The sequence below is a fragment of the Sphingomonas phyllosphaerae genome (assembly GCF_029623345.1).
Lineage (GTDB): Bacteria > Pseudomonadota > Alphaproteobacteria > Sphingomonadales > Sphingomonadaceae > Sphingomonas > Sphingomonas phyllosphaerae_C.
On record NZ_JAPYKH010000007.1, the window covers coordinates 122,289 to 134,120 of the forward strand.

Here is an 11,832-nt window from a genome sequence, read left to right on the forward strand (position 1 = left end):
TCTGGCCGCCGTCGAGGTTGTCTAAATTCGGGTTCAGTCTTTGCTGTTCGGGCCTACCAACGATACCGCACTACCCTGCTCGGCGAAGCGCAGCGTGAAACCGTGGAGATCGGCAATTGCCTTGACCAGGCTTAGGCCGAGTCCAGCGCCCTCACAGTCGTGACGACCACGATAGAAGCGCTGCGTGACGAGCGAGCGCTCGGCACGCGGCACCCCTGGTCCGTCGTCGGCGACGGTCACGACGGCAGAGGCTCCTTCGCGCGCGAGCGATAGTGTGACGCGGCCTCGTGGCGGCCCGAATTTCATCGCATTGTCGATCAGGTTGGACATTGCCTCGACCAGCAGGCTCGCATCGCCCTCGACCGGCTCCACTGCCTCAATGAGGCATGTAAGATCGATGCCGCGATCCTCGGCGGTCGGGCGGTGCAGCTCACAGGCGTCCTCGGCAAGCTTTGCGAGATCAACCGGTGCGAAGCGGCTGCGCCGAGCATGGTCCCCGAGTTCGCGGATGCGCAGGAGCGCGGCGACGATGCCCAGCAACTGGTCGATCTCCTCCAGGGCGACGTCGGCGGTCGTCTGGAACGAGTCTATGTCGTCGGCCTCGCGCAGGCCGCGCTCGAGGCGTGCGCGCAGCCGGGTCAGCGGCGTGCGGAGCTGATGCGCGATGTCATCGCCGACGCCGCGGACGTCCACGACGAGAGACTGAATGCGATCGAGCATCGCGTTCATATGCGCGCATAATAGCCCGAAACTGTCCGGCCGGTCGCCAACGGGCAAACGTCCTTCAAGGTCGCCCGCCACGATCCGCTCGGTCAGCCCGCGCACCGCATCGACCTGCGTCGCCGCCCGGCGCCCCGCCACAAGGCCGAACCCGATGGCAAGCAACAGCCCCGGGATCAGGCCCAATATCAGTGACCGTTCGACGGTACGCAGCGCCTCCTCGGCATCGTCGAGATCAAGCCCGGTCAGCAACAGCGTGCCATCCGGCATGCCGCATAGGCGCAGGCGTGCCACGTCACTGTCTTTGCCGGGAAGCTCGGTCGGTTCGACCGTCGCAAGGAACGAGCCTGTCAGTGAAGTTCCTTCAGGTAGATGAGCGACGTTGCCGTCGATCAACCTGCCGTCGTGCGCGAACAGGGCGAGGAAGCGGTCGCGATGAATGTCGTGTGCCAGCATCTCGCGCAGTTCCGCGCTACGCATCGCCGGGGCGAGGTGGGCAAGCTCGCGGCAATCCTGCGCAAACCCCCGCTCAGCCTCGCGCTGATGGCTGCCGGTCGCCAGCAGCCAGAACAAGCCCGCCAAAACGATCGACTGGATGACGAGCAGCGCGGCGATCGCGCCGCCCCAGCGCCACATCGCACGCGTCCGCGGATCAGACAGACGGATCGAAGACATAGCCTCTGCCCCGGACGTTGCGGATCAGCTGTGGCTCCCCATTCGCGTCGACCTTGCGGCGCAAGCGCCCCAGATGAACGTCGACAACATTGCTGTTGGGCTCGAACGTATAGCCCCACACGTCCTGAAGCAGCATCGAGCGCGTGACGATCCGTCCCGGCCGGCGGACGAGGTAGTCCAGTAGCTTCAACTCGCGCGGCAACAGGTCAAGCGCGCGCCCCGCCCGGGTGGCGGTGCCGGCCAGCAGATCGAGGTCGAGCGGACCGGCAATAAGTCGCGTGTCGCGCGTCTCATTTGGCCGGCGGAGCAGTGCCTGGACGCGCGCGACGAGTTCGACGAGCGCAAAGGGCTTCGCCAGATAATCGTCTCCGCCCGCACGCAGGCCGCGGACGCGGTCGTCCAGGCTGCCGAGCGCGCTCAATACCAGCGCCGGCGTTCGGCGGCCCTCTGCGCGCAGCCGTTCGATAACGTCGAGGCCTTCGCCATCGGGTAGTTGGCGATCGAGAATCAGCAGGTCGACAGCGTCACCCCGGGCGACCGCTAGTCCTTCCGAAACAAGGATCCGATGCGTGACGGCATAACCATGGCCGGCCAGCTCGAGCGCGATCTCGTTCGCGGTCCCCGCGTCGTCTTCGATGAGCAGGATGTGCGTCACCCTTCCGCTTCGCCACTTGCAACAGGCGCCGTCAACTGAATAGCAGTTCAGAGTGTGAACGGGGATTTAGTCGACGTGAGCCCGATTGGGTGCATAGCGATGGTCGCTGTATCCCGGGAAAAGTCACATGCGAATTTGCCTTCTCGCGCTATTGCTGGCGGTCGTCCCGACCGGGGCAGCGGCACAATCGACGGGCATGTCGCTCGATCGGCTGGCCCAGGATGTCGTTGCCAACAATCCCGAGCGGCAGTTCTACCAGCGCCAGATCGAGACCGCTGGCGTCGAACGCACGGCAGCGGGCCGCTGGGCTGACCCGGAGGCGGTGGTCGAGTTCGGCCAGCGGCAGGCGTCGGACAGGATGACTGGCGCCACGCTCGGCGAAGGCACGACCTATGCCGTTTCCGTCGTCCAGCCGATCGAGTTTGGTGGGCGTATCGCCCTGCGGCGCGCGATCGCTGAACGGCAGGTCGAGCTCGCGCGGACGGGCCTCCAGCAGTTCGACGCGACGCTCGCGGCGCGCGCACGGACACTTGGCTACGCGTTGTTTGCCGCCGACGAGAAGGCAGCCGTGGCGCGGACCGTGGCACAGCGGATGCGCGAGCTCGCGCGGGTCATCGTGTCGCGTGATCCGGCAGGACCGGCACCGCGTCTGGAGGCAGCGTCGCTCCAAGGAGGCGCGATCAGCGCCGAACGCACTGCAGCGATGGCGGACGCTGAGGCCAATTCCGCGCTCTACGAGCTCAACCAGTTGCGCGGTGCGCCGTTTACAGCCCGCATCCGCATCATCCGGCCGGACATGAGCCTGCCTGAACTTGCTTCGGGGCAGGCCTTGGCCGAGCGAGCAAGCGCCAACAACTTCGAGCTGAAAGCGCTGCGCACCCAGTTCGAACAGCAGGGCCTGCGCGTCGATCTCGCACGCAAGGCGCGAATTCCAACGGTGAGCGTCGGCCCCTATTACGATCGCGCGCGCTCCGACATCCGCGAGACCAATTATGGTGCGCGACTGTCGACGACGATCCCGCTGTGGAACCGCCAGGCCGGCGAGGTCGCAGTCGAGCAGGGCAGGCAGGCGCAGGCGAATGCGACGCTGATCGAGGCCGAGCGCCGGATCGCGCGTGATGTCTTCGATCAGGCTGCGCAATATGAAGCCAAGCGGCAGGCACTGGCGAAATGGGACGGCGCGTCGCCGCAGAGCTTCGCCAGCGCAGCAGAAGACGCGGATCGCAACTATCGGCTCGGCGCGATTCCGCTGACGACGTACATGCAGATGCAGCAATCCTACGTTGACGCCACCAACGCGGTGCTCGACACTCGGCGGGAGGCGCTCGAGGCGCTGCTGCAGTTGCGCGCGCTCAATGGTGGCGATCCGCTCACACGATGATGGGCTGGTTCCTCGACCTCGTCACGCGCCGCCGGCTGGCGGTGGCCGCGATCACCGCGGTCGTCGCCGCGGTCGGGATCTGGGCGTATGCGACGCTCAGGATCGATGCGATCCCCGACATCACCGGGGTGCAGGTGCAGGTCAACACGATGGTGCCTTCGCTGGCGCCTGAGGAGATCGAGCGGCTGGCGACGCTGCCGATCGAACGCGCGATGGCGGGACAGCCGGGGCTGACCGAAACGCGGGCGCTGACCAAGACGGGCTTGAGCCAGGTCACGCTCATTTACGAGGACGGCACCGACCAGATGCGTGCGCGCCAGCTCGTGACCGAGCGGCTGAATGCGGTGCGCGACCAGCTGCCGCCCGGCGCCTCGCCGCAGCTCGCACCGATCACAACCGGGCTGGGCGAGATCTATTATTACACGCTCGAATGGAAGCGCCCGCCCCTGGGGATGACGGCGCAGCGGCAGCTGATGGAGCTGTACGAAGCACAGGAATATACCGTCCGACCGATGATGCGCGCCGTCACTGGGGTTGCGGACGTCAACACCAACGGCGGGCTGGAGGAGCAGTTCGTCGTCGAGCCTGATCCCGCCCGACTGACAATGCACGGCGTCACCGCGGCGGAACTGGCCGAAGCGGTGGGCAAGAACGTCGAGAATGCTGGCGGCGGCATCATTGCGCGTGGCGCTGAGCGGTTCACGGTCCTGACCAACGGGCGCGTGACGAACGCGACCGAGATCGGCGCGATCCCGGTCAAGTTCGCGGGCGGCGTGATGCCGCTTCAAGTCCGCGACCTGGCGAAGGTCGTCATCGGTGCGGCACCCCGACAGGGGGCGGCCACGCAGAGCGGTCGCGAGACCGTCTTGGGCACCGTGATGATGCTCGTTGGGCAGAACAGCCGCGAGGTCGCGCTCCGGGTGCACGATGCGCTGCCCGACGTGCAGGCGGCGCTCCCCAGGGGCATGGTGATCGACCAGCAATACAGCCGCGCTGACCTGGTCGATCGGACCATATCGACGGTCGAGCACAATCTAGGCGTAGGCGCGCTGCTCGTCGCGCTCGTGCTGCTGGGGGTGATGGGTAACTGGCGCGCGGCGCTGATCGTGACGCTGGTCATCCCGCTCGCCTTCCTCGTTACCGTCTCAGGAATGAATGCAGCGGGCGTGTCGGGCAACCTGATGAGTTTGGGTGCGCTCGATTTCGGGCTGATCGTCGATGGCTCGATCGTGGTGGTAGAGAACAGCCTGCGGCTGCTCGCCAACCGGCGGCGCGACAAGGAAGAGGACCTGACGCCGGAGGAGCGCCGCGAGACGGTCGCGCATGCCGCGCGCATGGTCGCACGCCCGACGATGTTCGGCATCGCGATCATCGCGCTGGTCTACGTCCCCGTTCTCAGCCTGGGCGGGGTGGAGGGCAAGCTGTTCCAGCCGATGGCGCAGGCGGTGATGCTCGCGATCCTAGCCGGACTGGTATGGACCTTCACCCTTGTGCCGATGCTGTCCGCCTGGCTTCTGCGGGCGCCGGCGAGCGACAAGGAGGATGGCCGGCAAAAGGGCCTGATCGGCTATGCCGAGCGCGGGTATGCGCCGGTCCTGGAACGCGCGGTCGCGCATCCGTGGTTGCTGATAATCGGCGCGCTGGCCTTGCTCGCCGTCACGTTCGGCGTCTTCAAGACGCTCGGCTCGCAGTTCACGCCGCAGCTCGACGAGGGGGCGATAACCGCAATGGTCTATCGCCCGGTCGGCATGTCGCTCGAACGCAGCCTGGCGATCGAACAGGAGACCGAGCGGCAAATCCGGCGACACTTCCCGCAGGTGACGCACACCTTCTCGCGTATCGGCACCAGTGAGGTCGCGACCGATCCGATGCCGCCCAACGAAAATGACCTCTATATCTTCTACGCACCCGAGAAGGATTGGCCGAGCGGCGACGGTAAGCCGAAGACCAAGGACGAGCTGGTCGAGGGTATCCGTAAGATCGGCGAGCAGGTCTATCACGGTCAGACGTTCGAATTCGCGCAGCCTATCGAAATGCGGTTTAACGAAATGTTGGAAGGCGTCCGCGCTGACGTGTCGGTCAAAGTCTTTGGCGAAGACTACGACGTTCTCGAACGCGCCGCCCAACAGGCCAAGGCGATCCTTGAGAAGCAGGACGGCACCGAAAGCGTGGAGTTCGAGACCGCGGGCCGCCCGAAAAGCATCGTCGTAGAGCTCGACCACGCCGCTCTGCTGCGCCTTGGGCTCAGCACGATGGAGGTCAACAGGGCGATCACCGATGCGATCGCCGGCGCCGAAGTCGGCTTCATTCCTCATGGCGAGGCGCGCCATGCCATCGTCGTTCGGATGAACGAGGGGCTGCGCGCCAACCCTGCCGCGATCCTCGCGCTTCCCTTGCGCGTTGGCGACCATGGCATGGTCCCATTATCACGCGTTGCGCGACTTCGTGAAACGCGCAAGGTCGAGCCGATCCTGCATGACAGTGGCAAGCGTCGCGCGGCACTGATGGTCAACCTGAAGACCAGCGATCTTGCCGGTTACGTCGCAAACGCGCGCGCTGCTGTCAGCCGGGGGGTCAAGCTGCCACAGGGCTACCGGATTGAATTCGGCGGCCAGTTCCACCAGCTCGAGGCGGCGCAGAAGCGCCTGTCGATCGTCGTGCCCGCCGCACTGCTGCTCATCTTCTTGCTCGTCTATGCGGCGCTTGGCAGCGTGAAGGAGGCGGCGATCGTCTATACAGGTATCCCCTTCGCGGTGACCGGGGGCGTGCTGGCGTTGTGGCTGCGCGGCATGCCGTTCTCTATTACCGCCGCGATCGGTTTCATCGCGCTGTCGGGCATCGCGATGCTTAACGGCCTCGTGCTGATCGATCACATCAATTCGCTGCGTGACGGACGCGAGGGTGATGCGCTGCCGGTTGACGAAGCGGTGCGGCAGGGCGCGCGCGATCGGCTGCGCCCGGTTCTATCGACCGCGCTCGTCGCTGCCATCGGGTTCGTGCCGATGGCAATCGCAAGCGGGGCGGGGGCGGAGGTGCAACGCCCGCTTGCGACCGTCGTGATCGGCGGGATCGTCACTTCGACGATCCTGACGCTGCTACTACTGCCCAGCCTTTACCGCCTGATCGCTGGACGAAATGCATTCGCGGAAAAGGAAGCAAGCGCATGACGCGATACCAGCAGGCGGTACTGATAGCGGGACTGACCGTTGCCGTTCCGTCGCCGGCTGCCGCCGGTAGTCACGACTGGTCTAAGGCGAGCAGCGTAGGGCGCGACCTGCTGGTTGGAGCGGCATTGGGCGTTCCCGCAGTCCAGGGTGATTGGGGCGGTGATCTGCAGGCTGGGACGAGTTTGCTGGCCGCGGGTGGCACAACCTTCGTGTTGAAGGAACTGATCCATGAACGCCGCCCGGATGGCAGCGACAACAAGAGCTTTCCATCGGGCCATACGTCGGTGTCGTTTGCTGCGGCGGCCACCCTGGAGAAGCGGTACGGGTGGAAGGCTGGGCTCCCGGCGCTTGGGTTGGCGAGCGTTGTTGGGCTGGCGCGGGTTCAGGCGGACAAGCATTACGTCCACGATGTCTTAGCTGGCGCTGCGATCGGCAGCATCAGCGGGCTTCTTCTGACCAACCGTCATGACGGTCGCGTTAGGCTGACGCCGTGGTCGGCGCATGATGGCGGGGGGATAGACGTGGCACTGCGTTTCTGAAGAGCTGCTCTCATCTTATGTCGCGCTATTGACGCTTGCCACTAAACTTAAGTTTACGAGCCAGTGCCGCATGGACCAGCTCCTCCGCGAATTGCGACCGGCGGAGCTCACAACGATGACACCTGCCTCCAGTCAGCTTGTGACGGTCCGCTTACGCCGGAACAAAGCCGATCGCGCAGTTCCGTGAAACGGAGGGCGCCAGCATGTACCTGTCCCGCGAGTTCGCGCAGGTCGGCGCCGCGCAGGAACGAAGCGAGGGTGCCCAGCCCAACACCGCCGCATGCGATGGCACCCGCGAGCCAGTCCTGCTTGCGGCGAACTGCTCGCTGCTCTTGCTGAGGCCGTCAGCCAGCTCGTCGAGCCGATAGCCTGTATAAGCTCAACATCCTGCGATTATCAGATGGAAGCCGAGCTGCCTGTCCCCGACGGCCGCACCAAGCTCGTCATCCTCGCGGGGCAACCAATCGAAATCGGCGACGACAGATGCATGCTGTTCACCTTCGCGGACCTCGAGCGGCGCCGAACGGTGATGCCCTGAACGAGCTTGCTAGCAGGCGCGGCGGCGCACTGATGCCGCGGCGAGCAGCGCCTCAGCTTCATGTGCAGGCATGGGCCTCCCGAATAGATACCCTTGCGCGTAACCACAGTTCTGCTCGCGCAGGTAGGCCGCCTGCTCGGGCGTCTCCACGCCCTCAGCGACTACGGCAATCCCGAGCTGGTTCGCCAGACCCAGAACCGCGTTGACGATGGCGGCGTCGCCTGGATCTGTCAGGAGGTCAGCGACGAAGCTGCGATCGATCTTGATGACGTCGACCGGGAACTCCCGCAGGTGCTTGAGTGAGGCGTATCCGGTGCCGAAGTCGTCAAGCGCTACCGTCACGCCGGCGTCGTGGAAAGCGGCCAGCGTGTCGCCGACGCTGTCCGCTCCTCGGCCGAGGAACACGGTCTCGGTGACCTCGAGCTCGAGGAGTTCGGCGGACAAGTCGTAGCGACCCAGCTGCCGCATGATGCGGTCGAACAGATCGTCGCGGCGGAATTCGGCAGGGGACAGGTTGACCGCCACGCGGGTGAGCACCAGTCCGGAGTCGCGCCAGCGTGCGAGATCGGCGCAGACCCGCTCGAGCATCCGCTCGCCCAGCGAGATTGCCGCGGCGAGATCGTCGAAGGCGGCCGCGATCGTGTCAGGCCCCTGGATGCCCAAGGTGTCGTGCCGCCAACGCAGCAGCGCCTCGAAACCCGACAAGGCGCCGTCGCTCAACCTGACCTTGGGTTGGTAGAACGGCATGACGCGATCGTCGCGAGCGATCATCCGCGCCACTGAGAGCATCGACGTACGACGCTGCATGCTCGCGCGCATGTCCGGTCGGAAGCGCGAGAGTTCGCCCCGGGCGCTCGCTTTGCCGGAGTAGAGCGCGAGGTCAGCCGCCTTCAGCAGATCACGCGCGCCGCGCCCATCCTGCGGGCAGAAGGCCATTCCCGCCGTCGCTTGGCAGTCGAGGGTGAGGGAGTCGGTCGCAACGGGCGCACGAAGCGCGCGCAGGGCGGCGCGAAGACGGTTCTCCGCAGCCTCTTGTGACGGCGTCTCGAAGATCGCCGCAAATTCGTCGCCGCCGAGGCGCGACACGACGGTGTCGTCACCCAAGGCCTCAAGAAGCCGCTCGGCGACGGTCCTGAGAAGCAGGTCGCCGGCGTCATGCCCGGCCGTGTCGTTGGTCTCCTTCAGATGATCGACGTCGACAAGCGCGAGCGTGAGCACCGCGTCGGCCGACCGATCGGCTCGTTCAATGGCGTGCTCAAGGAGGCTGTTGAAAGCGGCTCGGTTGATAAGCCCAGTCAAGGGATCGTGCTCGGCCGCCCATCGCACACGCTGCTCGGTGGTGAGCTGCTCGGTGACGTCGCGGATGGTGACGAGGACGCGCTCTATCCGACCATTCGCTGCTTTCACGCGCCAACCACTGGTCTGCATCCAGCGAAGGGCGCCGTCGTTGGCCCGGTGGATGCGGACCGTCAGCTCGAAGCGGGGGTGCACGTCGCCATGGCTGATCGAGTCGACGAGCTGCTGCAGGATGGATCGATCCTCCGGAACGACCAGGGCGAGGGCGATGGCAGGCTCCGCCGGCACCTCGGGAGCGAGCCCGAGCATGGCACGGAACACGTCTGACCACAGGCGCTTGCCGAGCAGGACGTCATAGTCCCAGATGCCGATGCCTGCCGCCTCCGCTGCCAAGCGGAAGCGTTCCTCGCTCGCTTGCAGGGCTGTCTCGGCTTGTTTCCGATCATTGATGTCTTCGAGCGTGCCGAACCAGCCGAGTACCGTGCCCGAACGATCCACGCGTGGTGAGGCACACGAGCGGAACCAGCGATAGCCGTTTGGTGTGCGCAATCGGTAATCGACGTCGATCGACGAGGTAGATTCGAGCGCGAGACGCCATTCGCGGAGCGTCGGTTCGACGTCGTCTAGATGCAGCGCGTCAAGCCAGCCGCTGCCCAGCGCCTCCGCGAGATCAATGCCGGTGACTTCTGTCCATCGGGCGCTGGCGGTCCGAATGGCGCCGCTCGCGTCAGCGCTCCAGCTGATATGCCGGGCCATCTCGACGCTGGTGCGGTAGTGATCTGCCTCTTGCTGAGCGGCGGCAAGCGCGTCCAGCACAGACGCGGAGGCTGTGGTAGGCCTCGAGGCGAGGTCGTGCTTCACATCTGACCGCCGCATCCAACCAGCTTTCCAGCCCGCCTTACCCTGTCCAGCCCGCCAGCGATCGCTGAGTAGCCCTGAAGAAAACTATAGATAGCAACCCTTTAGCCTTGGTTAGCACAAGCCAGGCGAGTGATGAAATGCACCCGAACCGTTAGACATTGGTCTAGCGTGATCCCGCTTGTGAGGCGATCAAGGGCACCGGCGCCTGAGAGGGCGGCATGTGTCCGGGCTTGACCGCATGGGCAGCCTCGCGACGCGCCCGGCCGCCTTGAGATAAGCGGGCGACCGAAGTTAAGGAACGGGCAAAGCACCCGCAGCGACCGCTGTTGGGTCAGGTCAGTGAAAGCGCTCACCGCGCGCGAGCTGCGCGAGGATCTGCTGCATCCTGCGAGCCCGGGTTCCCGGCCGCTCGGCTGTCTGGAGTCGGTAGTAGATTGGGTAGAGGTTCTTGCGGTCGAGGGTGCGGAAGAACGCTTCCGCCTCCGGAAAGGCCGCTAGCGCGTCCAGGAAATCCTGCGGGATGACCATCGTGGCCGAGCCCTCATAGGCAGTCTCCCAACGTCCCTCTGTACGCGCGGCCTCGACATGGGCGAACCCGGCCGGCGTTATGCGACCTTCAGCTATCAGCCGCTCGGCATGATCACGGTTCCTGGCGGACCAATTGGATCCTGGCCGGCGTGGCGTGAGGCGCTGAAGGTACGAGCGCTCGTCCGCGGATCTCTTTAGGCCGTCGATCCAGCCGAAGCGGATCGCCTCCACGACGCAGTCGGTCCACGTAACGGACCGCTGTCCGGTGCCCTCCTTGTAGATGCGCACCCATAGTTCTGCGTTGGTGGCGTGGTGCTCGACAAGCCAGTCGGCGAGATCCTCAGGGGTCTCGAATGCGATGGCCTCGGTTTGAGGGAGCGGCATCACTTGAAGCTAACGAAGGACGGTCCCGCTGAGAAGCGGCGCGTCTCCGCCTTCGGCTAATGCGCCCGTGGCACGAGGGAGAGGGGGCGCACGCACCCAAGCCGGACCTCTGCGGGTGACCGAACGTTTCGCTCGCAAGACTGAGGTTAAAACTTGACTGAAGCGATCATGCTGTGCATAGTGAAGCCATTACCGCAGTAATGGAGCTGGATATGACCACCCCTGCCGCCGTGCATGGCAACTTCACGATCGAGCGGCGCTACCCGGTAGCGCCTGCCAAGGTGTTCGCCGCGTGCGCCGATCCCGCGATCAAGAAGAGCTGGTATGCGGAAAGCCACACCCACGAGATCAAGGCATTCGAGAGCGATTTCAGGGTCGGTGGCGTCGAGCGGCTCGCCTACCAGTTCGGGCCCGACACACCCTTTCCCGGCGTCGAGCTGACAAACGACGGCGTCTTTCATGACATCGTGGACGGACAGCGCATCATCATATCGTCTCGCATGGCAATCGCAGGCAGGCCGATCTCGGTCGCCCTGGAGACAATCGAGATCGCGGAGGCGGATGGTGGCACCGCCCTCACCTGCACCTTCCAGGGCGTGTTCTTCGAGGGCGCCGACGGTCCCGTCATGCGTGAGCAGGGCTGGAGCGACTTGCTCGATCGGCTCGGCCGTCGCCTGGCAGACTGACGTGGCGCGGCCACGCCGGAAGGCCGATGCCGAGCCGATCGATCTGCTGCTGCAGGCGTTAGGTGATCCGACGCGGCGCCGCATGATCGAACGGCTGGGCGAGCGCCCGCAGGCCGTCTCGGCGTTGGCTGACCTGGCGGGGATCACGCTCACAGCCGTCGGCCAGCACATCCGGCTTCTTGAGGAAGCGGGGCTTGTCACCAGTAGCAAGCTAGGCCGTGTCCGGTCCTGCCAGCTCAACCATGATGGTTTGAAGATTGTGGAGCAGTGGTTGAGCGCGCGGCGATCAGCCTGGGACAGGCGGCTCGATGCGCTAGGTGCGGTCCTATCCAGCCAGCAGGACGGCGAGCGGTAAGACGGGTTTTCGGAACGCTCGGATGCCTCGAGCGCGGATATGAGCGA

Annotated in this window: 10 protein-coding genes; 6 read left to right on the forward strand and 4 right to left on the reverse strand. The window is 65.3% G+C overall.

The window, feature by feature from the left end:
* Window positions 1-33: 33 nt before the first annotated feature.
* Window positions 34-1,356 (reverse strand): sensor histidine kinase, encoded by a 1,323-nt coding sequence (locus QBJ89_RS09210; RefSeq protein WP_277980217.1) that lies wholly within the window; start codon window positions 1,354-1,356, stop codon window positions 34-36.
* 16 nt (window positions 1,357-1,372) lie between these two features.
* Complete coding sequence (locus tag QBJ89_RS09215) at window positions 1,373-2,050, reverse strand: response regulator transcription factor (RefSeq protein ID WP_277980218.1); 678 nt, start codon at window positions 2,048-2,050, stop codon at window positions 1,373-1,375.
* Window positions 2,051-2,246: 196 nt separating this feature from the next.
* Here QBJ89_RS09215 and QBJ89_RS09220 point away from each other — a divergent pair, with 196 nt between their 5' ends.
* From QBJ89_RS09220 to QBJ89_RS09235, 4 genes are all read left to right on the forward strand, one after another.
* On the forward strand, window positions 2,247-3,431 hold the full coding sequence (locus QBJ89_RS09220; RefSeq protein WP_277980219.1) for a TolC family protein: 1,185 nt from the start codon (window positions 2,247-2,249) through the stop codon (window positions 3,429-3,431).
* Window positions 3,428-6,598, forward strand: a complete 3,171-nt coding sequence (locus QBJ89_RS09225) for an efflux RND transporter permease subunit (protein ID WP_277980220.1) — start codon at window positions 3,428-3,430, stop codon at window positions 6,596-6,598. Before QBJ89_RS09220 ends, QBJ89_RS09225 begins: the two co-directional genes overlap by 4 nt.
* Window positions 6,595-7,137, forward strand: a complete 543-nt coding sequence (locus QBJ89_RS09230; RefSeq protein WP_277980221.1) for a phosphatase PAP2 family protein — start codon at window positions 6,595-6,597, stop codon at window positions 7,135-7,137. The genes QBJ89_RS09225 and QBJ89_RS09230 overlap by 4 nt, the downstream gene beginning before the upstream one ends.
* 400 nt (window positions 7,138-7,537) lie before the next feature.
* On the forward strand, window positions 7,538-7,675 hold the full coding sequence (locus tag QBJ89_RS09235; RefSeq protein WP_277980222.1) for a hypothetical protein: 138 nt from the start codon (window positions 7,538-7,540) through the stop codon (window positions 7,673-7,675).
* A 9-nt stretch (window positions 7,676-7,684) separates the two neighbouring features.
* On the opposite strand, the gene QBJ89_RS09240 is transcribed toward QBJ89_RS09235, so the two are convergent.
* On the reverse strand, window positions 7,685-9,787 hold the full coding sequence (locus QBJ89_RS09240; protein ID WP_277980223.1) for a putative bifunctional diguanylate cyclase/phosphodiesterase: 2,103 nt from the start codon (window positions 9,785-9,787) through the stop codon (window positions 7,685-7,687).
* 381 nt (window positions 9,788-10,168) lie between these two features.
* The gene (locus QBJ89_RS09245; RefSeq protein ID WP_277980224.1) at window positions 10,169-10,744 is read right to left on the reverse strand and encodes a YdeI/OmpD-associated family protein; all 576 of its coding nucleotides are present in this window, start codon (window positions 10,742-10,744) and stop codon (window positions 10,169-10,171) included.
* A gap of 212 nt (window positions 10,745-10,956) precedes the next feature.
* On the opposite strand from QBJ89_RS09245, the gene QBJ89_RS09250 reads away from it, so the two are divergent.
* Both QBJ89_RS09250 and QBJ89_RS09255 read left to right on the forward strand, forming a co-directional pair.
* Window positions 10,957-11,430, forward strand: a complete 474-nt coding sequence (locus QBJ89_RS09250; protein ID WP_277980225.1) for an SRPBCC domain-containing protein — start codon at window positions 10,957-10,959, stop codon at window positions 11,428-11,430.
* A 1-nt stretch (window position 11,431) separates the two neighbouring features.
* Entirely contained in the window at window positions 11,432-11,785 is a 354-nt protein-coding gene (locus QBJ89_RS09255) for an ArsR/SmtB family transcription factor (protein ID WP_277980226.1), read from the forward strand.
* Window positions 11,786-11,832 lie beyond the last annotated feature (47 nt).

Coding starts and splice junctions, on each gene's coding strand:
- QBJ89_RS09250 (WP_277980225.1), top strand. CDS start 10,957: ATGACCACCCCTGCCGCCGTGCATGGCAACTTCACGATCGAGCGGCGC.
- QBJ89_RS09210 (WP_277980217.1), bottom strand. CDS start 1,356: ATGTGGCGCTGGGGCGGCGCGATCGCCGCGCTGCTCGTCATCCAGTCG.
- QBJ89_RS09235 (WP_277980222.1), top strand. CDS start 7,538: ATGGAAGCCGAGCTGCCTGTCCCCGACGGCCGCACCAAGCTCGTCATC.
- QBJ89_RS09230 (WP_277980221.1), top strand. CDS start 6,595: ATGACGCGATACCAGCAGGCGGTACTGATAGCGGGACTGACCGTTGCC.
- QBJ89_RS09245 (WP_277980224.1), bottom strand. CDS start 10,744: ATGCCGCTCCCTCAAACCGAGGCCATCGCATTCGAGACCCCTGAGGAT.
- QBJ89_RS09225 (WP_277980220.1), top strand. CDS start 3,428: ATGATGGGCTGGTTCCTCGACCTCGTCACGCGCCGCCGGCTGGCGGTG.
- QBJ89_RS09220 (WP_277980219.1), top strand. CDS start 2,247: ATGTCGCTCGATCGGCTGGCCCAGGATGTCGTTGCCAACAATCCCGAG.